General features: G+C 69.2%; 20 protein-coding genes and 1 pseudogene. 15 read left to right on the top strand and 6 right to left on the bottom strand.

All coding sequences use genetic code 11. The features are described 5' to 3' along the window. Positions 1-124 precede the first annotated feature (124 nt). Positions 125-595 carry a YqaA family protein gene (locus OZ403_RS07840; protein ID WP_140788696.1) on the bottom strand — a complete coding sequence of 157 codons (471 nt, stop codon included), beginning with the start codon at positions 593-595 and terminating at the stop codon, positions 125-127. Positions 596-813: 218 nt separating this feature from the next. On the opposite strand from OZ403_RS07840, the gene OZ403_RS07835 reads away from it, so the two are divergent. Together OZ403_RS07835 and OZ403_RS07830 are read left to right on the top strand one after the other, a co-directional pair. Continuing rightward, positions 814-1,971, top strand: coding sequence for a hypothetical protein (locus OZ403_RS07835; RefSeq protein WP_140788694.1), 1,158 nt, complete (start codon positions 814-816; stop codon positions 1,969-1,971). Between the two features lie 37 nt (positions 1,972-2,008). Next, positions 2,009-3,199, top strand: coding sequence for a serine/threonine-protein kinase (locus OZ403_RS07830; RefSeq protein WP_268783818.1), 1,191 nt, complete (start codon positions 2,009-2,011; stop codon positions 3,197-3,199). A 17-nt stretch (positions 3,200-3,216) separates the two neighbouring features. Here OZ403_RS07830 and OZ403_RS07825 read toward each other — a convergent pair whose 3' ends face one another. Next, the gene (locus tag OZ403_RS07825; RefSeq protein ID WP_140788690.1) at positions 3,217-4,590 is read right to left on the bottom strand and encodes an MFS transporter; all 1,374 of its coding nucleotides are present in this window, start codon (positions 4,588-4,590) and stop codon (positions 3,217-3,219) included. A gap of 70 nt (positions 4,591-4,660) precedes the next feature. Between OZ403_RS07825 and OZ403_RS07820 the strand changes: the two genes are divergently transcribed. Together OZ403_RS07820 and OZ403_RS07815 are read left to right on the top strand one after the other, a co-directional pair. Further along, a complete protein-coding gene (locus OZ403_RS07820) occupies positions 4,661-5,596 on the top strand; it encodes a LysR family transcriptional regulator (RefSeq protein WP_268783817.1) in 936 nt (311 codons plus the stop codon). Between the two features lie 57 nt (positions 5,597-5,653). Further along, positions 5,654-6,055 (top strand): TfoX/Sxy family protein, encoded by a 402-nt coding sequence (locus OZ403_RS07815; protein WP_140788687.1) that lies wholly within the window; start codon positions 5,654-5,656, stop codon positions 6,053-6,055. Here the strand turns inward: OZ403_RS07815 and OZ403_RS07810 are convergent. Continuing rightward, on the bottom strand, positions 6,042-7,691 hold the full coding sequence (locus OZ403_RS07810; protein WP_268783816.1) for an AMP-binding protein: 1,650 nt from the start codon (positions 7,689-7,691) through the stop codon (positions 6,042-6,044). The genes OZ403_RS07815 and OZ403_RS07810 overlap by 14 nt on opposite strands. A gap of 208 nt (positions 7,692-7,899) precedes the next feature. On the opposite strand from OZ403_RS07810, the gene epsC reads away from it, so the two are divergent. Beyond that, on the top strand, positions 7,900-8,745 hold the full coding sequence (gene epsC / locus OZ403_RS07805; protein ID WP_140788685.1) for a serine O-acetyltransferase EpsC: 846 nt from the start codon (positions 7,900-7,902) through the stop codon (positions 8,743-8,745). A 21-nt stretch (positions 8,746-8,766) separates the two neighbouring features. Further along, a complete protein-coding gene (cysK, locus tag OZ403_RS07800) occupies positions 8,767-9,687 on the top strand; it encodes a cysteine synthase A (protein WP_140788683.1) in 921 nt (306 codons plus the stop codon). 11 nt (positions 9,688-9,698) lie between these two features. On the opposite strand, the gene OZ403_RS07795 is transcribed toward cysK, so the two are convergent. Beyond that, the gene (locus OZ403_RS07795; protein ID WP_140853351.1) at positions 9,699-10,835 is read right to left on the bottom strand and encodes an aminotransferase class V-fold PLP-dependent enzyme; all 1,137 of its coding nucleotides are present in this window, start codon (positions 10,833-10,835) and stop codon (positions 9,699-9,701) included. Between the two features lie 139 nt (positions 10,836-10,974). Here OZ403_RS07795 and OZ403_RS07790 point away from each other — a divergent pair, with 139 nt between their 5' ends. The 3 genes from OZ403_RS07790 (at position 10,975) to OZ403_RS07780 (ending at position 14,932) form a co-directional block, all read left to right on the top strand. Then, the gene (locus OZ403_RS07790; RefSeq protein ID WP_268783815.1) at positions 10,975-12,516 is read left to right on the top strand and encodes a c-type cytochrome; all 1,542 of its coding nucleotides are present in this window, start codon (positions 10,975-10,977) and stop codon (positions 12,514-12,516) included. Positions 12,517-12,767: 251 nt separating this feature from the next. Then, positions 12,768-14,057, top strand: coding sequence for a LamB/YcsF family protein (locus OZ403_RS07785; RefSeq protein WP_268783814.1), 1,290 nt, complete (start codon positions 12,768-12,770; stop codon positions 14,055-14,057). Next, positions 14,054-14,932, top strand: a complete 879-nt coding sequence (locus OZ403_RS07780) for a biotin-dependent carboxyltransferase family protein (RefSeq protein ID WP_268783813.1) — start codon at positions 14,054-14,056, stop codon at positions 14,930-14,932. The genes OZ403_RS07785 and OZ403_RS07780 overlap by 4 nt, the downstream gene beginning before the upstream one ends. 27 nt (positions 14,933-14,959) lie before the next feature. Here OZ403_RS07780 and OZ403_RS07775 read toward each other — a convergent pair whose 3' ends face one another. Then, positions 14,960-15,535, bottom strand: a complete 576-nt coding sequence (locus OZ403_RS07775; RefSeq protein ID WP_174258689.1) for a Uma2 family endonuclease — start codon at positions 15,533-15,535, stop codon at positions 14,960-14,962. A gap of 169 nt (positions 15,536-15,704) precedes the next feature. Between OZ403_RS07775 and OZ403_RS07770 the strand changes: the two are divergent. Continuing rightward, positions 15,705-17,089: pseudogene (locus OZ403_RS07770) on the top strand (hypothetical protein). 5 nt (positions 17,090-17,094) lie between these two features. After that, entirely contained in the window at positions 17,095-18,459 is a 1,365-nt protein-coding gene (locus OZ403_RS07765; RefSeq protein ID WP_268783812.1) for a hypothetical protein, read from the top strand. A 17-nt stretch (positions 18,460-18,476) separates the two neighbouring features. Here the strand turns inward: OZ403_RS07765 and OZ403_RS07760 are convergent, their stop codons facing one another. After that, positions 18,477-20,072 carry a sigma 54-interacting transcriptional regulator gene (locus tag OZ403_RS07760; RefSeq protein WP_140800625.1) on the bottom strand — a complete coding sequence of 532 codons (1,596 nt, stop codon included), beginning with the start codon at positions 20,070-20,072 and terminating at the stop codon, positions 18,477-18,479. A 128-nt stretch (positions 20,073-20,200) separates the two neighbouring features. On the opposite strand from OZ403_RS07760, the gene OZ403_RS07755 reads away from it, so the two are divergent. The 4 genes from OZ403_RS07755 (at position 20,201) to dps (ending at position 22,605) form a co-directional block, all read left to right on the top strand. Beyond that, a complete protein-coding gene (locus OZ403_RS07755) occupies positions 20,201-20,476 on the top strand; it encodes a hypothetical protein (RefSeq protein WP_140873701.1) in 276 nt (91 codons plus the stop codon). Positions 20,477-20,911: 435 nt separating this feature from the next. Continuing rightward, positions 20,912-21,466 (top strand): peroxiredoxin, encoded by a 555-nt coding sequence (locus OZ403_RS07750; RefSeq protein ID WP_140788669.1) that lies wholly within the window; start codon positions 20,912-20,914, stop codon positions 21,464-21,466. A 6-nt stretch (positions 21,467-21,472) separates the two neighbouring features. Further along, complete coding sequence (locus OZ403_RS07745; RefSeq protein ID WP_140788667.1) at positions 21,473-21,997, top strand: carboxymuconolactone decarboxylase family protein; 525 nt, start codon at positions 21,473-21,475, stop codon at positions 21,995-21,997. Between the two features lie 131 nt (positions 21,998-22,128). Next, positions 22,129-22,605 (top strand): DNA starvation/stationary phase protection protein Dps, encoded by a 477-nt coding sequence (dps, locus tag OZ403_RS07740; protein ID WP_268783811.1) that lies wholly within the window; start codon positions 22,129-22,131, stop codon positions 22,603-22,605. The last annotated feature ends 120 nt before the right edge of the window (positions 22,606-22,725 follow it).

The raw sequence follows: 22,725 nt of genomic DNA, 5'->3' as shown, positions 1-22,725 counted from the left end.
GTGGTCGGATGAGACATCCACACGCTACCCGATTCACGGGGAATGCGATGCTCACCCGTCTCCTTTATCGAGCGGAACGCAGACACGTTGCGTGAGACATCGGTGAAACCGTCCGGGACGGGCCCTACAGCGCGGCGGCGGCGGACAGGGCGACAGCGAGGTAACGAAGGCCCTTGCCGAGCGTGACGAAGAAGACGAAGGGCAGCGGGCGAACCCCCAGCATGCCGCCGGCGATGACGAAGGCGTCACCCACCACGGGCAGCCAGGACATGACGAGCGCGGGCGCGCCCCACTTCCGTGTCCAGGCCTCCACGCGCTGCATGCGAGGCCCCTCCTTCTCACGGCGCCGCGCGTACCAGCGCCCCAAGGCGCCACCACCACCGCCCGCCACCCACCGGCCCAGCACATAGAGCGACAGCGCGCCCAGCACGTTGCCCGTGGTGGCCACTCCGATGGCGGTGACGGGCGCCGTCCCGCCGTAGACGAGCGCGGCCAGCAGCGCCTCCGACGGCACTGGCACCACGGAGCCCGCGAGCATCGCGATGAGGAACAGCCCCGGGAGGCCCCAGGTGGCGAAGACGGACGGGTCGGGCATCAACGATTCGAAGGTGAGAGCCCCAAGCCTGCCATGCCTCCCGCCGCGGCGCACGCGCTCAGACACCCAGGGCGCAAGGGCTGCGCCCCACCCCACCCGCGCGCAGGAATTGCGCCCCATCCCCGCCCGCGGACACGTGCCCCAGGGGAGAGAAGGCCACGGCGCAGCGCTTGCTATGGGGACGGGCATACACCCGAAAGGGAAGGAACGCCGCGCCCATGAGCAGCACCGTTGCCCCAGTCCCGAGCCCGAGCCAGAGCTCCGACCTCCGCCTCGTGCCGGTGGAGATTGCCCCCGAGACGTTCTGGGTGGGCAAGCGCGAGCCCGGCAACATCTTCTACGCCAACCCCTATCTGCTGCGCTTCCGCGGCACGGACAAGAAGACGCAGCGGCCCACGGAGTTCAACCTCCTCATCGACCCGGGCTCGAGCAGCGACTTCTCCACCATCCACACCAAGGTGACGTCCCTCATTGGTGGCATGGAGCGGCTGTCGGCCATGTTCATCAACCACCAGGACCCGGACGTGGGCTCGTCGGCGAGCATCATCTCCGCGCGCTACGCGCCCCGGGCCGGGCTGCTGTGCTCGGAGGACACCTGGCGGCTCATCGTCCACCAGAACCTGCCGCGCCACCGATTCATCCCCACGGAGAAGTTCGCGCAGGGCCTCAGCGTGCCCACCGGCCACCGGTTGCTGCCGGTGCCCTCGCCCTTCTGTCACTTCCGCGGCGCCGTCATGCTCTATGACCCGCAGACGCGCGTGCTCTTCACCGGAGACCTCTTCGGCGGGCTCACGGACTCCAACGCCAAGGGCATCTGGGCGGATGAGTCCGACTGGGCGGGCATCCGCGCCTTCCATCAAATCTACATGCCGGTGAACGCGGCGCTGCAGCGCACGGTGGCGGCCATCCGCAAGCTGGAGCCGGGCGTGGAGATGATTGCACCACAGCACGGCCGCATCATCCGCGGGCCGCTGGTGCAGCAGTTCCTGGACCGCATGGAGAAGCTCCAGGTGGGCCTGGACATCATGGACGAGGCGCAGGACCGCACGCACCTGCAGGCCTGGAACTCCGTGTTGGACCGGGTGGTGTCGCTGGCGCGCGGCTACCTGGGCGACTCCGTGGAGGCCAAGCTGGCCGCGAGCCGGGACCTGTCGGACACGGCGCAGTACGACGGCACGCGTCTGGTGGTGAGCCGCCTGGGCAAGTGGACGGTGGAGCACGTGGTGGACCTGCTGTGCCACGGCGAGCCGCCGGAGATTGCCGGCCCCATCATCGTCGAGGCCACCAGCGCCGCGTCCGAGTACAACCTGCCCACGCCGCACCTGGACATCGAGGGCGTGGGGGCACCGTCCCACGTTTCGCTGCTCGACCCCTGATAGCGACGACGCGACGAAGCAGCCGAGGGAGGCCGAGGTGCACTCGACCGACGACGAAGACGGCGTGGCGTACCTTGGGGACGCCGCGCCGGAGCCACTTTTGCGGGTGACCCCGCCGCCGGCCATCGTGAAGCCGCCGCCCCGCGCCGGCCTCCCCCCTGTCCCGCCTCGGACGGAAACCCCTCCCGACGCGACGTTCCATCCGGTGACGCCACCTCCGGCCCTGTCGCTCGGGGAGACACTTCGCCCGGTGACCCCCATGTCGCCGCACGGCACGCTGCTCCAGGGCATTGTGGTGCCCGCGGCCTCCAGCGTCATGCGAGGCCTGGTGCCCGGCCAGACGGTGGCCCAGCGGTACCGCGTGGAGCGCTGGCTGGGCGCTGGGGGCAGCTCCACCGTGTACGAGGCCATCGACCTCCACCAGGACCTGCGCGTGGCCCTCAAGGTCCTCGCGGTGCCCCACGCGGATGCCGCGATGGTGGCGCGGTTCCGCCAGGAGGTAGAGCACGCCCGGGCGCTGGAGCACGTCAACATCCTGCGTGTCTTCGATGTGGGCGTGGACGGCGAGCGGCACTTCCTCACCGTGGAGTTGCTGGACGGCGTGGATTTGCGTCAGCGGTTGCTGGAGCGGCGCGCCACGTTGGCGGAGGCGCTGCGCTGGCTCACCCACGCGACGGTGGCGCTGGAGCACGCGCACGGCCGGGGCGTGCTCCACCGCGACGTGAAGCCCGCCAACCTCTTCATCACCCGTACCGGCGTGCTCAAGCTGATGGACTTCGGACTCGCCAAGAGCACGCACGTCATGGGGACGACGGCCCAGGGCGCGGTGCTCGGCACGCCGGAGTACATGGCTCCCGAGCAGGTGACGGGAAGTCCCGCGGTGTCACCCGCCACGGATTTGTACGCGCTCGGCGTGGTGGCCTACGAGCTGTTCACCGGACAGCTTCCGTTCCGCCACCCGGAGCCCGTGCCGCTGATGTTCCTGCACGTCCAGGAGCGCCCCGTGCCGCCGCGCACGTTGCGGCCGGGACTGCCGGAGCCCTTCGAGCGCGTCGTGCTGCGGCTGCTGGAGAAACGCCCCGATGACCGCTACCGGACCGCGGCCGAGCTCCGCTCCGCGCTGGCGAAGCTGTGGCCCCATGCGCTGAACGGAGATGCCCCGGCGCCGGCACGAGCACCGACGCCGCCCCACGCGCGCGCACCGGCCCCGGGAGGCGCCACGGGCTGAGCGGAACGTGCCAGCCGTCACGCCCCCGATGCCGCTGGCTCCGTCCTTCCCGGAGCCAGCAGCGCCAACCCGAGCGCCGCGACGGCCGTGAGTCCAGCGGCGATGCCGAACTGCAAGGCGAAGTGCCCGCTGGCCAGCGCGAGCAACGCCACCGCCAATGAGCCGCCCAGCAGTCGCGTGGCGTAGAGCGCGCTGGTGACGATGCCCCGGTGGTGCCAGGGCGCGCGGGACTGCGGTCCAATCAACGACGTGCTCGCGGCGGGCCCCAGCCCCAGGCCCAGCACCGCCAGCCCCACCAGCGCAGCGGGCACACCCCAGCCCCGCGCGGCGGCCAATGACAACCACCCGGCCCCCAGCGCCGCCACCGCGAAGCCCACGCCCGCGCTCAATCGCATGCCCCCGCGCATCAGCAGCTTCACGCCGAAGGTGGAGCCCACGGACCAGCCCAACAGCATCGGCAGCAGCGCCAGTCCCGCCGCCAGCGGCGTGTGACCGCCCTGCTCCGTCATCCACAGCGGCACCCACGCGGCCATGCTGTACAGCAGGGAGCCACCCGCAATGCCGCCCACGACACCGCTGAGCACCGCACGGTCTCTCAGCAACTCCGCCGGGAGCAACGGCGACACCGTCGTGCGTTGCTGCCGCACCAGCAGCCAGCCCGCGCCCACGGCGGCCAGCGCGCATGCCCACCGCAGGCTCGCGGCCCCCGGCTCCAACGAGAAGAGGAGCAGCGCCGCCGAGGAGCCCGCGAGCACGGGCCCCCACCGGTCCGTGCGGACCTCGGGACGACGAGGCGGGTCGCGGTACGACAGGTACAGCAGCGCCGCGGCGAACAGCCCCACCGGCACGTTGACCAGGAACACCCAGCGCCACGAGGCGTGCATCACCAGCCAGCCGCCAATGAGCGGCCCCACGACGTTGCCCGCGCCCCAGGCCCCCGTGAACAGCCCCTGCACGGCGGCGCGCTCGCGCAGCGTGTAGAGGTCGGCGGAGATGGTGAGCGTGGTGGGCTGCAACGCCCCCGCGCCCAAGCCCTGGACGACACGGAAGGCGATGAGCCCCGGCACCGAGTCGGCCAGGCCACACAGCGCCGAGCCCACCAGGAACAACCCCATGCCCGAGAAGAAGACGGGCTTTCGGCCCAGCCGGTCCGCCAGCTTCCCGGAGACGAGCACACCGACGGTGGATGCGAAGAGGAAGGCGGAGAACACCCACGAGTAGAGGTGCTGGCCTCCCAGCTCCCGGGTGATGGTGGGCATGGCGCTCGTCACGACGGTGCCCTCGAACGCGCTGACCACCAGGGCCAGCAACACCGCGCCCGTCGCTGTCCGCCGCGCCACGCCTGGACGCGCGCTGACCATGGGCTCCGCTGTGACGCCGCTTCCGTCCATCACCTCCCTGTACGCCCCAAGTCCTCATGCGGAAACCGCATCTTCCGCATAGACTTCTTGCGGAATCCGCATGACCTCCGAACAGCTCCGAGCCTTCCTCGAAGTCGCCCGGGCGGGACGCCTGGGCACCGCCGCGCGTGGGCTGGGTCTGTCCCAGTCCGGCCTCTCCCGGCAGCTCCAATCACTCGAGGCCGCCCTGGGCACGCGCTTGCTCGTCCGCACGCCTGGGGGCGCGGTGCTGACAGACGCGGGAGAGCGCTTCCTGCCTCACGCCCAGCGCGCCCTGGACGCACTGACGGCGGGCACCTCGGAGCTGGAGCGGCTGTCCGGGACGCCACACGGCGTGGTGTCGCTCGGCACGCTGCATACCGTGGGGGCGTACCTGCTGCCAGACATCATCCCAGCCTTCGCCCGCCAGTTCCCGGAGGTCCGGCCGCGGCTGAGCGAGGGACTGGCACCGGCCATGGAGGAAGGCGTGGCACGCGGGGCCCTGGACCTGGCCATCCTCTCCCTCCCCGTGCGGCGCGCAGACCTGGTGGCGCAGCGACTGTGGGAGGAGTCACTGGTGCTCGCCGTCCCGCGTGGACACCGGCTGACGAAGTCAGGCAAGCCCGTGACGATGGACGAGGTCGTGGAAGAGCCCTGGGTCATCATCCCCGACATGAGCGGCACCCGGGCGATGGAGGCCGCCTGTGAGGCGCGGGGCGTGACACCCCGCCTGGCGGTGGAGACGGACAACGCGGAGGCCATGCGCCGCATGGTGGAGCGCGGCCTGGGCGTGGCGGTGGTGCCGCAGTTGATGGCCCGCGACCACCATGCCCGGGGCTTCGACGTGGTGCCCCTGGCGCGCGCCGGGCTGAAGCGGCAGGTGGCGCTGATACACCGGGGAGAGGGCTACCTCACGGCCGCGGCGCGGGCGCTCAAGTCCTTCATCGTGGAGAGCGTGCGCGCCATGCCGGAACCCTGGGGCACGAGGAAGGCCGCTCCAGGCCCTCGGGTGCGCTAGCGTGCCGCGGCCGGTGGCGCCGCCTTCACGAGGCCCATCGAGACACGGAGACGCATCATGGCCCGGACGGACAGCTTCGTTGAGTACACGGTGGAACTGCTGGAGAAGCTGGGGCCCGTGAAGTCCCGGTCGATGTTCGGCGGCTGGGGGCTCTACTTCGGCGGACGGATGTTCGGGCTCATCGGCGGCGGGCAGCTGTTCCTGAAGGTGGATGACGTCACCAAGCCGGACTTCCAGGCCGCCGGATGCCGGCCTTTCGTCTACGAAGGCATGAGCACCCCGGTGGAGCTGGGCTATTGGACTCCGCCCGCGGACGCGGCGGATGACGCCTACGCGCTCCTGCCCTGGGCCCGGAAGGCCGTGGACGCGGCGAACCGGGCCGCGCTGAAGAAGGCGAAGAAGACGCCGCGAAAGAAGGCGCCGGCGAAGAAGCGCACCTCGCGCGTCAAGCCGTCTTGATGGCCGCGGCGTCCTCCAGCCCCAGCTCGACGACGGACGCCTCGCGCATCTTGAACTTCTGCACCTTGCCCGTCACCGTCATCGGGAACGCGTCCACGAACTTCCAGTAGCGGGGAATCTTGAAGGACGCGATGCGGCCCGCGCAGAACCGCGCCAGCTCCTCGCCGGTGAGCGTGGCGCCGGGCTTCACGCGCACCCAGGCCATGACCTCCTCGCCGTACTTCTTGCTCGGCACGCCAATGACTTGCGTCTCGCTGACGCCTGGGTGCGTGTGGAGGAACTCCTCGACCTCGCGCGGGGAGATGTTCTCCCCGCCCCGGATGATGGTGTCCTTGATGCGGCCCACCACCTTCACGTAGCCCTCGTCGTCCATCACCGCGAGGTCGCCCGTGCGCATCCACCCGGCGGCGTCCACGGCCGCGGCGGTGGCCTCGGGGTTGGCCCAGTACCCCAACATGACGCTGTACCCGCGCGTGCACAGCTCGCCCGGCGAGCCGCGAGGAACCACTTCCCCCGTGCCCGCGTCGATGACCTTGACCTCCAGGTGCGGATGCACGCGCCCCACGGTGGACACGCGCTTGTCCAACGGCTCATCCAGCGCGCTCTGCGTGGACACCGGCGACGTCTCCGTCATGCCGTAGCAAATGGTCACCTCGCGCATGTGCATGCGCGACTGCACCTGCTTCATCACCTCCACCGGGCACGGCGAGCCCGCCATGACACCGGTGCGCAGCGTCGACAAATCGAACTCACCGAAACGCGGATGGTCCAGCTCCGCGATGAACATCGTGGGCACGCCGTACAGCGACGTGCAGCGCTCGGCCTGCACCGTCTGGAGCACCGTCAACGGGTCGAACGCCTCGGCGGGAATCACCATGGTGGCACCGTGGCTGGTACAGGCCAGGTTGCCAATCACCATGCCAAAGCAGTGATAGAACGGCACTGGGATGCACACCCGGTCCTCGGGGCCGTAGCGCAGGGCCTCCCCGATGAAGAAGCCGTTGTTCAAGACATTGTGGTGCGACAGCGTGGCGCCCTTCGGAAAGCCTGTCGTTCCCGACGTGTATTGGATGTTGATGGCGTCATCGAACTGGAGCGACGCCTCGCGGGTGGCCAGCGCGTCCTCTGAAACATCCTTCGCGCCATCGAGCAGCCGCTGCCAGTCGTCCTCCAAGACGAGCGCCGTCGCCAGGCCGGCACAGCGCGGCTGGACCTCTTTCACCATGCCCCGGTAGTCCGTCTGCCGGAAGCCCTGTGCGTGGAGCAGCACCTTGGCGCCGGACTGGTTGAGGGCGTACTCCAGCTCCGAGGTGCGGTAGGCCGGGTTGATGTTGACCAGGATGGCGCCGATACGGGCCGTGGCGTACTGGACAGCCACCCATTCGAAGCGGTTGGGTGACCAGAGCCCCACCCGGTCCCCCTTCTGGACGCCCAGGGCCATCAGCCCCCGAGCCACCTGCGAGGTGAGCGCCCAGAGCTGTTGATACGTGGCCCGAAACCCCTGGGACGCCACCACCAGGGCCTCCCGGTCGCCGTGGCGCTCGACGGTGCGGCGCAGGTTCTGGCCAATCGTCTCCCCCAGCAGCGGGGTGGTGCTGGTGCCATGGGCATAGGAAGGGACCGGGTTTTGGGACATGGCGTCATCGTCCCGCCGAGGAGGACACGCGGCAAGCGCCGCGAAACACCGCTGTCCAACGCGTGCCAGGGGGGCATGGGGGAAGGCGGCATGCACTGCCAGCGAGGGCCCCCGGGGGCCAGTCCCCTCCTGGGAAACGACAGTCGACCCTGGAATCAGCCATTACGCCGTGCAGCCAGCCCACGCACTGCGTTAGAAACAGGAACTCATGGATGACTCCAACGCCAGGCTGGTCGCGGCCCTGCTGGAAGCCCGGCAGCGCCACTGCTTCCCTGCGGACGTACGGCGCGCTGCCCCCGAATTCGTAGGCCAGGTGCTCGGCCTGCTCTTCCCCCACTTCGCCGAGCGCTTGGAGTGTACGGCCGCCGCCGTCCACCGCGACGTCACCACCGTGGAGGCCAGCCTCCACCGCATCCGGGACACGCTGGCGCCCCTGTATCCGGGCATTGAACGGGACTTGCCGGCGCGCTTCATGGAGCGGCTGCCCGGCCTCTACGACTGGCTGCGACAGGACGCGGACGCCATCTTCGAGGCGGACCCGGCCGCACGCACCGTGGACGAGGTCATCCTCACCTACCCGGGCTTCACCGCCATCGCCATCTACCGGGTGGCCAACGCGCTGCATGCCCTCGGCTTCCCGCTGCTGCCTCGCTTGCTCACGGAGTACGCGCACCAGCGAACCGGCGTGGACATCCACCCGGGTGCCACCATTGGCCGGCGCTTCGTCATCGACCATGGCACCGGCGTCGTCATCGGTGAGACGACGCTCATTGGTGACAACGTCAAAATCTATCAGGGCGTCACCCTGGGCGCGCTCGTCGTGGAGAAGGGGCTGACGGACAAGAAGCGTCACCCCACCATCGAGGACGACGTGGTGGTGTACGCCAACGCCACCATCCTCGGCGGAGAAACCGTGGTGGGCCGGGGCAGCATCATCGCCGGCAACGCCTGGCTCACGCAGAGCATCCCCTCTCAATCCGTGGTTACCCGCCGCAGCGAAGTGCGTCAGCGCGGCGCGGATGGCTCGATGGACGCACTCGAATTCCACATCTGACCCACCGACGAGGCGCCCCACATGAAGGTGAACAACATCCTGGAGACCATCGGAAACACGCCGCACGTGCGCATCAACCGGCTGTTTCCGTCCCGAGTGACGGTCCATGTGAAGCTCGAGCGCGCCAACCCGGGCGGCAGCATCAAGGACCGCATCGCGTTGTCCATGATTGAGGACGCGGAGCAGCGCGGCCTGCTCAAGAAGGACAGCGTCATCATCGAGCCGACCAGCGGCAACACTGGCATCGGCCTGGCCATGGTGGCGGCGGTGAAGGGCTACAAGCTGGTGCTCGTCATGCCGGAGTCCATGAGCGTCGAGCGCCGCCGGCTGATGGCCGCCTACGGCGCCACCTTCGAGCTGACCCCGCGCGCGCAGGGCATGAAGGGCGCCATCGCTCGCGCCAACGAGCTGCTGTCGCAGGTGCCCAACTCGTGGATGCCGCAGCAGTTCGAGAATGAGGCCAACATCGAGGTCCACCGCCGCACGACGGTGCAGGAAATCCTCAAGGACTTCCCGGAAGGGCTGGACTACCTCATCACCGGCGTGGGCACCGGCGGGCACATCACCGCGTGCGCCGAGGAGCTGAAGAAGGTCTGGCCGAAGCTGAAGGTCTTCGCCGTGGAGCCCACCAAGTCGCCCGTCATCAGCGGCGGCCAGCCCGGCCCACACCCCATCCAGGGCATTGGCGCCGGCTTCATCCCGAAGAACCTGCACAAGGACGCGCTGGACGGCGCGATTCAGGTGACCGAGGAGGACGCCTTCGAGTTCACCCGCCGCGCCGCGCGCGAGGAGGGCATCTTCGTGGGCATCTCCTCCGGCGCCGCGCTGTCCGCCGTGAATCAGAAGCTGGGCGAGATGACCGACGGCAGCCGCGTGCTCGTCTTCAACTACGACACGGGCGAGCGCTACCTCTCCATCGAGCCGCTCTTCCCGGCCCAGTAGTCCCGGGGCCCTCAGCCGCGGTGCGTCCGCACCAGCTCCACCAGCCGGTCCATCTCCTCGGGCAGGTTGTAGAAGTGGGGTGAGAGGCGGACGCGCCCGCGGCGCACCGAGAGGGCCACGTCCCGTCCGGCGAGCCACGCGCCGAGCGCGCGGGCCTCGCCCTCCGGAGGCAGGAACGTGAGGATGCCCGCCCGGTGCTCCGGCGCGGGCCCCACGTCGCAGCCCAGCCCACGCAGCCCTGTCTCCAGTTGACCCAGCAGCTCGCGGATGCGCGCGGAGATGGCGTCCACCCCCACCTCGTGCAGCAATTCCAGCGCGGCCCCCAAGGCGTAGATGCCGGTGTACGCGGCGCTGCCCTCCTCCAGCTTGCCCGCGTCCGGGCGCAGCTCGAAGTGGCTGCGGTTGAAGTTCCACGCGTCGGTGGTGCTGCGCCAGCCCACCAACACCGGCCGCAGCTTGGGCAGGACGTCCTTGGCCACGTAGAGGAAGCCGATGCCGGCGATGCCCAGCATCCACTTGTGGCTGTCCGCGCTGAGGAAGTGGATGCGGCTCTTCTTCACGTCCACGGGGATGCAGCCCACGCTCTGGATGCCATCCACGCAGAGCAGGACGCCCGCCCGCTCACAGAGAGCGCCCACGGCGTCCAGGTCCGTGCGGTAGCCGGTGGCGAACTGCACGGAGGACACGGCCACCAGCCGGGTGCTTGGGGTGAGCGCGGCGGCCACGGCTTCCGGCGTGACGCCCCCTTCGGGCGTCTGGATTTCGCGCACCGTCACGCCGCGGTCCTTCAGGTGCAGCCAGGGATAGACGTTGGAGGGGTACTCCAACGAGGAAGCGACGACGACCTCGTCGCCGGGCTTCCAGTCCAGCCCCTCGGCCACCAGGCCCAGGCCGTGGCTGGTGTTGCGCACGAAGGCAATCTCGCCGGGCTCGGCGTTGATGAGGCGGGCGGCCAGGCCCCGCACGCGCTCGCAGTGGGCCTCCCAGCCGCGCTCGTGCTTGATGCCGTGGTGGACGATGTCCTCCATCCACCCGCGCACGGCCTCGGCGGCGCGCAGGCTGGTGGGGGCCACACCGGCGTGGTTGAGGTAGAGCTGCTCCCTCAGCACGGGGAAGAGGTCTCGGTAGGACTCGAGCGAGCGCGTCATGGTGCCTGGAGTGTAGCCACGTCGCCGCACCGCGCCGTACTTCGTGAAGGCCGGGTGTCCGCCCTGGACAGACGGGGTGGTTTTTCCGTCCCCCTCGCGGATGCGATATGCGTCGGGTCTTGCTCGACGCGGAGGACCCATGCGCCGCACCATCCTGGACGCCATGAGGAACACGTTGTTCGTGGGAGCCGCCCTGCTGGCGGGCTGCGCGGGAACCGTCCACGCGCCCTACCCGCCCATCCGCGCGGACCTGTCCCCCGCCGCCCTGGAGCGAGGGGCCGCCATCTTCCACGCGAGCTGCGAGTCATGTCACCGCGGGGGCGACGCGGAGACGGCGTCGGGCGCGCCGCTGCGCGAGCTGCCCTCGTACATGGGGCGCTTCTACGCGGCGAATCTCACGTCGCATGCCAAGGCGGGCATCGGCGCCATGACGGATGAAGAGCTGGCGCGAGCCATCCGCTACGCCGTGAGCCGCGACGGCCGGTTGATGGTGATGCCCAGCTACGGCATGGGCGACGCGGACCTGGCGGCGGTGCTGGGCTTCATGCGCTCCGGGCACCCGCTCTTCACGCCGGATTCAGTGCCCGCGCCCCCGTCGAAGTTCAGCTTCTTCGGCGGTATCGGCTTCCGCTTCATCACCGGGAATGAGCCGGTGGAACGGCCCGCCTCGGGCATCCCCGTGCCGCCCAAGGCGGCGACCCGGGAGTACGGCCACTACATGGCGCATGACGTCTATGACTGCGCCTCGTGTCACACGGATGGCTTCAGCCCCCGGAAGACAGAGGGCGATGACGTATTCGCGGGTGGCATGGCGTTCGTCGACCCGGAGGGAAGGAACGTTCATTCCAGCAACATCACGTTCCACGAGACGGGGCTGGCGCACTGGACGTTGGAGGACTTCACCCGCGCGGTGCGTGACGGACTGGCACCGGATGGCTCCGTGCTGCGCTCACCCATGCCTCGCTTCCGGGGCATGGACGAGGTGGAGGCGCGAGCGCTCTATGACTACCTGCGCTCGGTGCCGAACAGGAAGAACGCGGTGAAGGGCGCGCGGCCACGGCTCACCTCGGCGTCGGTGCGCCCGGACTGGGTCGCGGAGGAGCAGAGCGCGGGAGATGTTCCCAGTGCCCAGACCTCCGTGAAGGGAGCAGAGGAAGAAGTCTCGGCTCCGCCAGCGCCCCTCGCGCAAACGCTCGCCATCCCTCAGGACACACCGGGAGAAGACGCTCATGCCGGCGTGACATCTTCAGCCCCGACGACCGATTCCGGCGCGACCACGCGCACAGGGCCCGGCGCCACCCACGAGAGCGCGGCATCGGCACCGTCCGCGAATCACGACGCGGCCAACACCGTTGCGCCCGGCCCCTCGACGCTGGCCAGCAAGCCCGCCCCCACCCGTAAGCCGCGCCCCGCTGCGCCCAAGGTGGACGCCCCCGCCCTCTTCGTGAAGCTCGGCTGCGCGAGCTGCCACGCCCCTGGCGCGCGGTATCACGACCGGCTCGCCAAGGTCGCCTCGCGCAGCGAGGCCGAGCTGGTCCGGTGGGTGCGAAACCCCGAGCAGTTCCTCCCCGGCACGCCCATGCCCACCTACGCGGAGTTGATTGACGAGAAGACCGCGCGTGCGCTGGTGCGCTGGGTGAAGGCTGGAGGCCCGGGCACGCTGCCCTCCACCTCGCGCTGAGCCGCCCCCTGAGGCACGCGGAAAATCGTCCCGGAAATGACCGAGGAAAACCCCTGCTGGCGTATCCCGCTTGGAAGTTCTCAGCGGGCACCTCGTCGAGGCACTCGCTGGGCGCGTACCACCCCGGTGCCAACCGGCCCCAGCCCCGGGGTGGTGCGTGAGACTTCCCACCGCACCGTCGGCTGGCACGCCAGCGTCTCCGGCTACAGGGACGGCTGCACCCGCGCCGCCGCTCGCGTACGGTGCGCCGCATGACGGAGTGCCTCCTCAACGTCGACCTGGGCGAGCTTCCTGGTGAAGACGAACAGCTCTACGCGCTAGCCCATGTGGCGAACATCGCTTGCGGCGGGCATGCCGGGGATGATGCCTCCATGCGCCGGGCGCTGGAGCTGTGCGAGCGGCACGGCACGCGCGTGGGCGCGCACCCGTCCTACGAGGACCGAGAGGGCTTCGGCCGACGCGCGCTCGACGTCACGCCGGAGCACCTCCGGGCGCAAGTGGCCGCGCAGTGCGGCCGGCTCGCGAAGCTGGCGGCTGACCGTCATCTGCCCGTGGCGTACGCCAAGCCCCACGGCGCCCTGTACCACGCGGCCCATGCAACACCGGCCCTGGCCCGCGCGGTGGTGGCGGGCATCGTGGAAGCGCTGGGGACCGCCGTCACCTTCATTGGCCCCGGCACGGGCGCGCTGCACGACGCGGCCCTGGCGGCGGGACTGGCCTACGCCCGCGAAGGCTTCGCGGACCGAGGCACCCGGCCAGACGGCTCGCTGATTCCCCGAGGACAGCCCGGCGCGGTGCTGACCGACCACGCCCAGGCGCGGGCCAACACCGTGCAACTGGCCACCAGCGGCAGCGTGGACACCGTCTGCGTTCACGGCGACACGCCCGGCGCGGTGGAGCTGGCGCGCGAGGTCCGCGCCACCTTGGACGCGCTCGCACTTCGCTCCGAGCCTCTGGGTGAAGGCGCCCTGCGACTGGTCCTTCCCGAGGGATTGGAGCGACGCGCCACGCGCGAGGCCCTCTGCGCCATGCCCGGCGTCCTCGACGCCGTCATCACCGAGGAGCACGCCTGCGTGTACTTCGCCCCGGATGCACCACCCGAGGAGCCTCGGCTCGCGCTGGCGCGGTTGCTGCGCATCCCAGCCCCAGTGGCCGGCCGGCCCCTCACGACCATCTCCGTGCGCTACGACGGGCAGGACTTGCGCGCGGTTGCGGAACGCGCGGGCCTCACCGAGGACGAAGTGGCGCGGCGCCACACGGCGCGCGAGTACACGGTACGCTGCGTGGGCTTCCTTCCCGGGTTCGCCTATCTGGGCGAAGTCGACCCAAGCATCGCGGTCCCCAGGCTGGCCACGCCCCGCACGCGAGTGCCTGCCCTCGCGGTGGGAATCGCGGGTGGGCGCACGGGGGTGTATCCCTTCGCATCGCCTGGAGGCTGGAACCTCATCGGCACCGCGCTGGACTTCACCGCCTTCACACCCGAGGAGGGCTCGGTGCTTCAGCTCGGGGACCGGGTGCGCTTCAAGCGGGTGGACCGATGACGGGCTGGCTGGACATCACGGGCGTGGGTGCGCCCGTCACGGTGCAGGACGCGGGACGGCCGGGGAAGATGCACCACGGCGTGCCTCCGGGGGGGCCGCTGGTCCCGGAGCTGCTCGCCCTGGCCAATCTCGCCGTGGGCAACGCGAGCGGAACGGCGGCCCTGGAAGCCTTCGGCCGGTTGGAGCTGCGCGCCCGGGGCCGAAGCGTCCGTGTATCCATGGACGGACGCGCCTTCACGGTGGCGGACGGAGAAAGCCTCACCGTCCCCGCGCCCGAGTCGACGAGCGTGCGCTATGTCGCGGTGGACGGCGGGCTCGAGGTGCCGGAAGTGCTGGGAGGACGCGGCACACTGCTGGTTGCACGCCTGGGCGGACACGAAGGCCGCCTGCTGCGCCCGGGAGACAGCCTGCCCCTGGGTGACGCGAGAGAGCACGCCGAGACACGAGCGCCCGGTGCGTCACTGGATGCAGCGGCCCCCATCCGCGTGACGCTCGGACCGGACAACCGCCGCTTCGAACCAGCAACCGTGGCCACCCTGCTGTCGGGCGCTTTCACCGTGTCCGCCGCCACCGACCGCGTGGGGATGCGGCTCCAAGGGCCATCGCTCACCCATGGCGATGAAGGCACGGGCACGTCGCGCCCCATGGTTCGTGGGGCCATCCAGGTGACGCTTTCAGGAACGCCCATCGTGCTGGGCCCCGACCATCCGACGACAGGTGGCTATCCACTCATCGCGACAGTCATTCGCGCCGATTGGGGACGGCTGTGCGCCCGCCGTCCAGGAGCCGCTGTCCGGTTCCAGGAGGTAAGCCTCGAAGAGGCACGGGAGGCGTGGCGACAACACGCGGAGCACTCGGTATCGGGACGCACCTGACGAAGCCGTAAGCCGCGGCGCCAGGGCTCAGGGCGCTTCCAGCTCCGGGGGCCATAGCGCGCCCAGGTCCAGCTCCAGGTCCTCGAACGGCTCGGCGCGCACGCACGCATCCCCCGAGTACTGCCCGCGCGCGACCCATTCGCCTTCCCGTCGAGCGAAGACCTCCAGGGCCTTCGCTGTGGGGTCCACCAGCCACACGTGCCCCACGCCTTCGCGCGCGTAGATTTCCCGCTTGCGGTTCCTGTCCAGCTTCCGGGTCGACGGAGATAGCACCTCACAGACCCAGTCCGGCGCCAGCGTGAAGAAGGGGACTCGCCGCATCACCGGCATGCGCTCGCGGCGCCATCCCGCGATATCCGGCACGAGGACGTCCTGACCGAAGTGCAGTTCGGGCTCGGTAACAATCCACCACCCTCCCGGCGCTCGTTGCCCGACCTGGAACCGGGAGACGAGCAGCCCGCCCAGGACGGAGTGCGCCACCGCATGCGGGCTCGCGGGCCTCGGCAATGCGATGAGCTCACCGTCGATGATTTGCCCGACCATGTTCTCGGGCAGCGCCACCAGGTCTTCATAGGTCGCGGGACGCTTCGTCTCATTCCCCATCTCGGGACTCCCCAGGCCAGCTGCCCCCCACCCCTCTATCATCCGCCTTGCCTCCCCCAAGTGGAACCCCACCTGAAACAGCGTGTCTAGGGATTCCTACCTCAGGGGTCTGACATGCCCTCGGGGGCAGGGCGTAAATCTTTTCCCGATTTCCACCGATAATACGGGAATGAAGACTCCCCACCCCAGTCCCCGTGCCCCCGAGCGCCCCACGGAGTCCGGGGAGTCAACGCGTCCTGTCCGCAACGAGCTGAAGCCCTCAGCGCCCGCGGTCACACGCCAGCAGCAGGCCGCGAACCTGACGCAAGCGGCCCCACTCCGAGGACCGTATGTCGAGCAGGGTACCTACCCCTCCCCCGCGGACGTGCGAGCCATCTGCGCATGCAGGACCTGGCGGTCCGCAACTACGCGGTGACGCAGAGCTACTCCGACCTGTCCAACGCCGTGGGTCAGCTCCTGGGCACGGAGAACGCCAACTGGTCCACCTTCGCGACCTGGGCCTCGAAGCAAGCCGGCGTGAGCATCCGCGGCGAGGACATGCCCAAGTTCTTCACCGACGTGCTCAAGGGGCTCGACGGCGTCACCCGGCCGCTCTCCAAGGTGGACGACCTGCTGCGCAAGCTGGGCCTGCCCGCGCTCCCCCTGGCTGACATCGGCTCGGCCGGCAATGACGCGCTCAAGAACGTCAGCCTGGTCATCTCCGAGGGCAACACACGGGTGTTCGAGGAAGTGGGCCAGGAGCTCTCCCGCTTCGTGACGACCTTCCAAGGTGACACCCAGTACGACGCGGCGAAAGTCGCGCAGTACCTGAGCGAGTTCCCCGCCGACAAGCCGGTGCTGGAGGAAGCCTTCGGCCACTATGCCCAGGCCCTGTTCGAGACCGACCCGAACAAGAAGGCCGAGCTGATGCTCCTGGCCAACAACAAGGTGGGCCAGCATGAGCAGCGAAGGCTCCAGCCGCAAATCGAACAGGCACTCAATGCCCCCATGAAGGAGACCTTCCACGGCATCCTGATGCAGGCCATCGAGGCGAACATCAACGCCCTGCTCTTCCCCGCCAACCTCGCGGGCAAGGCAGCGCTCAAGTCGGGCGTGGTGGACGCCGCACTCCGCCCCGTGGTGGAGACCATGGCCGGCGCGTTCCGCCGCTTCGCCACCGAGCACATGATGAAGCTGGCCGTTCCTGGAAGCGCGCTGAAGCTGGGCAATGAGTTGCCGCCACCTCCAGGCATGGAGTCGACGCTCTTCCCACCGCACCTGCGCTCCATCGAGAACCGCGAGCTGCGAAAGCTCCTGGGCCAGCTCGACAAGAGCCCGGACAGCCTCAAGGGCACCGGAGCGGAAGACTGGAGCCGCTTGGACCAACGGATGAACTACATCATCGACCTCTTCCGTTCGCGCCAGTCGGACCCGGCCCTGTTCGACCCGCCGTTCGGCCTGCGCGGCGCCCGATGGCCACCGCCCGGTGGAACGGGTGAGCCTGGAAGGTCGACCTCACCCCCTGAGTTCCATCATCCAGGGGACGCAACTTTTTCCGGTTTCAACCGATACTAGAGAAGATGAGTCCCCCAAGAATCGGTTCCCGCGCCCCCGCCCGTCCCACCGAGCTCCGCGAGCCGCCCCGCCCCGCTCGCAACGAGGTCAAACCCCAGGCCAAGGCCCAGGTGACCCGGCCCGGCATGTCCGGGGTGTCCCAGTTCGAGTCCCCGCCCGCCCGGCAACAGCCCGTGGCGCTGAATGCCCCCGCGGCCCTGGCGCGCGGCCCGAGCGTCGCGCCGGGCAGCTATCCCACCGCCGCGGACGTGCGGAACATCGCCGCCATGCAGGACCCGGTGGCGCGCAACCATGCGATTACCCAGGGCTATTCGGACCTGTCCAACGCCATGGGGCAGCTGCTGGGCACGGAGAACGCCAACTGGTCCACCTTCGCGACCTGGGCCTCGAAGCAAGCCGGCGTGAGCATCCGTGGCGAGGACATGCCCAAGTTCTTCACGGACGCGCTCAAGGGCGCCGACGGCGTCATGGGGCCGATGTCCAAGGTGGACGACCTGCTGCGCAAGCTGGGCCTCCCCTCGCTGCCGCTGGCTGACATCGCCGCGGCGGGCAATCAGGCGCTCCAGAACGTCAGCAAGGCCATCGCCGACGGCAACAAGCTGGTGTTCGAGGAGGTGGGCCAGGAGTTCGCCCGCTTCGTGGAGACCTTCCAGGGCGACACCCAATACGACGCCGCCAAGGTGGAGCAGTACCTGAGCGGCTTCCCCGCGGACAAGCCGCTGCTGAAGGAGTCCTTCGGCCACTACGCCCAGGCCATGTTCGAGAAGGACCCGAACAAGAAGGCCGAGCTGATGCTCCTGGCCAACGACAAGGTGGGTCTGCACGAGCAGACGCAGCTCCAGCCCTACGTCGAGAAGGCGCTCAACTCGCCGGTGAAGGACACCTTCCGCGACATCCTCAAGCAGACCGTCGAGGCGCAAATCAATGCGCTCCCCTTCCCCGCCAACCTCGCGGGCAAGGCGGCCTTGAAGACGGGCCTGGTGGACGCGGCGCTGAACCCCGTGGTGGATGGTGTGGCGAACGTGTTCCGCCGCGTCGCCACCGAGCACATGATGAAGCTGGCCGTTCCTGGAAGCGCGCTGAAGCTGGGCAATGATTTGCCGCCGCCTCCGGGCATGGAGTCGACGCTCTTCCCGCCGCACCTGCGCTCCGTCGAAAACCCCGAACTGCGCGCGCTGCTGGGCCAGCTCGACAAGAGCCAGGACAGCCTCAAGGGCTCCGGGGCGAAGGACTGGAGCAAGCTGGACCAGCGGATGAACTACATCGTCGACCTCTTCCGCTCGCGGCAGTCGGACCCGGCGCTGTTCGACCCGCCGTTCGGTCAGCGGGGCACCTACCCGGTGGCGCCCTCGGCACCGCGCGTCTCCTAGGCGCGCGGCTCCAAGGCTCACGCCTCGTCGACGACGAACTGCTCCAGCCGGGCGATGCCCAGCTTCTTCATCCGGCTCTGGAGCGTGGACGGCTTGAGCCCCAGCAGCGCCGCGGCCCCATTGGCGCCGTAGACGCGGCCCCGCGTGAGCGTGAGCACTCGCATGATGTGCTCGCGCTGCACGGCCGCCAGCGTCAGCACGGGGGCCAGCTTCGGCCCTCCCGCCGCGGGCGCCGGCTCCTCCGGCAGGGCCGCCACCATGGCCGCGCCGCGCGTGGGCACGTCGAAGGCCTCCGGCCCCAGCTCCGTCCCTCGCGTGAGGATGGTGGCCCGCTCCAGCGCATTGGCCAGCTCGCGCAGGTTGCCCGGCCACTCGTAGGCCTCCAACCGCACCAGGCCCTCTGGCGTCACCCGCATGCCCCGCCGTCCCGTCCGGCGCGCCTGTTCCTCCAGGAGGAAGGCACACAACTGCGGCAGGTCCTCGCGGCGCTCGCGCAGCGGCGGCAGGCGCAGGGGGAACACGCTCAAGCGGTAGTAGAGGTCCTCGCGGAAGCGCTTCTGGGCAATGGCTTGCTGGAGGTCCACGTGCGTGGCCGCCAGGATGCGCACGTCCGCGCGCACCGTCTTGTCGCTGCCCACCGGCTCGAATGTCTTCTCCTGCAGCGCCCGCAGCAGCTTCGCCTGGAGATCGAAGGGCAGCTCGCCCACTTCATCCAGCAGCAGCGTGCCGCCATGCGCCATCTGGAAGCGTCCGGCCCGGTCCTTCGTGGCGCCGGTGAAGGCGCCCTTCACGTGGCCAAACAGCTCGCTCTCCAGCAAGCCCGCCGGAATGGCAGCGCAGTTGAGCGTGACGAAGGGCTGGTCCGCACGGGCGCTCCAACGGTGGATGGCGCGGGCCAGCCGCTCCTTGCCCGTGCCCGTCTCACCGGTAATCAGCACCGGCGTGTCCGTCTCCGCCACCTGCCGCGCCCGCCGCGCCAGGTCTCGCATCACCGGGCTCTTCGACGTCTCGAGGATGCCCTCCGAGTCTCCGCCGAGCTGCGCCTCCAGCAACTTCGCGTGCTCGTGGTCCTGACGGTGGAGACGCTCGAAGGTGGCGCGCTGCTCGGCCGACTGGATGGCCGTGGCCAGCATCTGCCCGTACACCTCCACCAGGTCCACCACCGGCTGGGGGTACGTCTCACACTCGGCGCGGTCCAAGGAGAGCACGCCGTAGCAGCGCTCACCCGCGCACAGCGGCACCACCATGCACGAATGCCCCGGCGGCAAATCCAGCACGCCGTCGAAAGGGTCTCCATCCCCGTGGGCATGGTCCTCTTCCGTGAAGGCCTTCGCCCGCCGCGTCTCCAGGGCCTGCCGCAGCGAGGGGAACTCCGACAACTGCAACGAGTGCTGCCGCACCTTCGCGTTGGCCAACGGTCCTCGCGCGGCCACCGACACCAGCCGGCCCTCCTTCAGGAGGAAGACCGTGGCCAGGTCGAAGCGCACCACCCGCGTCAGCCAGTCGAGCCCACGGCGCAGCAAATCTCCGACGGAATCCTCCGCCGTTGCCAGCTCAAGGAGGTCCCGAGCGTCCTTCGCGCCGTCGATGGCGCCTGAAAAGTCGTCCTGCATGCCTACGAAATAATAGCGTTCCACCGAAATTGCAGTGCGGCAGGCACCGAGATTTCGTGGCCCACCGTCCAAGCAACCGCTCCAGGCCAGAAGATCCGTCGCAACCCCCGGAATACAAAGAGATTCTTTTGAACATTCGGGGGAGGCCCGCTCGGCCGTTTCCCACCGGCACCCCGAGCGCATCGCGCCATGCACTGGCTGCGAGTCATTGCCGCAACTTCTTCATCACCCGTTGGGCGCTGCCCAACCTGGAGTACTTCGCACAGGCCCAGCCAGGCTGGAGCAGCCAGACGATTGTCGCGGGCGATGACACCGTCGCCAGCGGCGGCGTGGCCCTGCTGACGAATGGCGCCGAGGCCACCACCGGAATCCCTCCGACGGCGAGGCGCGCGTCACCACGCTGAGGTTCTCCTCACCTTCGAGCACCCCGTCCTCCGTCACCCTGCCGCCGAGGCAAGCCCGGGGCTCGAACATGACGCACCGCATTAACACTCAGTCGCCCGTTGTAGGTGAACGGAGCACGCGTTCGCGGCCGCACATTCGAGCCGTTGCCTGGCCGCAGAGGATGCAACCACCTGAAGCTTCTCGTATTTTCCGCCCGCTCGTGAGGGCCACGAGCGGCCAGTCTCCACCCGGCTCGTCGATCCACCGAAATTGCAGTGGCGAGACGCACCGAGATTTCGTTAGACACCGGCCCAGCGGCACCGACCCAGCAGGGGTGAAATCCAACCCCTTGGAATCATTGATTCGATGTTCTGGCACGGTAACTGCTAAGCGGTAGGACAGAACCCATTCACTGGGGTCGGCTCACCGCCGGGCCCCCATCCCAAGGAGCCGTAATGCTGACCGTTGGCGACAAGATCCCGAACTTCAAGGTGAAGGCCACCGTGTCCCTGGAGAAGGGCAAGGAGTTCCAGGACATCACGAACGAGACCTACAAGGGCAAGTGGCTGGTCCTGTTCGCGTGGCCGAAGGACTTCACCTTCATCTGCCCCACGGAGATCGCGGAGTTCGGCAAGAAGAACAAGGACTTCGCTGACCGTGACGCGCAGGTCCTCGGCCTGAGCACCGACAGCGAGTTCGTGCACCACGCGTGGCGCACGCACCACCCGGACCTGAAGAACCTGCCCTTCCCGATGCTGGCGGACCTGAAGCACGAGCTGTGCAACGCGCTGGGCATCCTCCACAAGGAGGAGGGCGTGGCCCTCCGCGCGACGTTCATCGCGGACCCCGAGGGCATCATCCGCCACGTGACGGTCAACGACCTGTCCGTGGGCCGCAACGTCTCCGAGACGGTTCGCACGCTGGACGCGCTCCAGACGGACGAGCTGTGCCCCTGCAACTGGACCAAGGGTGAGGAGACCCTCACCCAGAAGCTGTCGAAGGCGGGGTAATCCACCATGGCCTCGCTCGAAGTCGTCCGCTCTGAACTCGCGGACTCCCACAAGGACACCCGCCTCAACCTCCAGGGTGTCCTGGAAGGTGGCAGCCTCACCGCGGAGCAGCGTTGGGGTGTTGCCGTGGCATGCGCCTTCGCCGCTCGGAATGAGCGGCTGAAGGAGGCCATGCTCAACGAGGCGAAGAAGGCCCTCGCGAATCCCGAGCCTGTCATCGAGGACGCGCGTGCGGCGGCGTCGTTGATGGCGATGAACAATGTGTACTACCGCTTCCGGCACATGATCGGGAAGGAGTCCTACTCGACCAAGCGCGCCGGACTGCGGATGAACCGGCTCGCGCAGGTGCTGACGAACAAGGTGGACTTCGAGCTGGTCTGCCTCGCCGTCAGCGCCATCAACGGCTGCGAGATGTGCATGCAGTCCCACGAGAAGATCGTCCTTGAAGGCGGTCTCTCCGAGGACCAGGTGCACGACGCGGTTCGCATCGCGTCGGTCATCAACGCGGCGGCGGTGGGGCTGGAGTCTTAAGCCCCTCTGTCGCGAGGCATCGCCGAAGTTTCAAGCGCCCTCCGGTGGAAACACCGGGGGGCGCTCCCTTTTTGCCCGCCGCGCATCCAACCTGCCGACACCGACCAACACACAGCCGAAAGGAAGACACCATGTACCGCAGCCCCAGCCCCCTGCCCGAGAAGACCCGCGCCGCCATCGCTGAATCGCTCAACGAGCGGCTCGCGGACGGGCTCGACCTGCACTCGCAAATCAAGGTCGCGCACTGGAACATCAAGGGTCCGCAGTTCGCCTCGCTCCACCCGCTGTTCGAGACGTTCGCGGTGAGCCTGGCCACGCACAACGACTCCATCGCCGAGCGCGCGGTGACGCTGGGTAGCAGGGCCTACGGCACCAGCCGCCACGTGGGCAAGGCGAGCCACCTGCCGGAGTATCCGCAGGAGACGACGCGCGACATGGAGCACGTGAAGCTGCTGGCCGAGCGCATCGAAATCTACCTGGATGGCCTGCGGAAGAGCCGCGCGCTCTTCATCGAGAACGGGGACTCGGACTCCGAGGGCCTCACCACGGACATCATCACCGAGTTCGAGAAGCATGCGTGGTTCCTGCGCGCTTCGCTCGAAGGCTGAACCGCCTTACCCGGACGGGCCCGCCGGGGCTGTGCACCACGCTGCACGCACATCCCGGGCCCTGTCCCGGCCGCGCCTCGTGTTCTCGCGAGGTTGCGCTGGGCATGAGGGTTGCTCTCC

Origin of the sequence: Myxococcus sp. NMCA1 (assembly GCF_026810205.1) — a bacterium.
Lineage (GTDB): Bacteria > Myxococcota > Myxococcia > Myxococcales > Myxococcaceae > Myxococcus > Myxococcus xanthus_A.
This window is presented reverse-complemented; position numbering and strand designations above follow the sequence as displayed.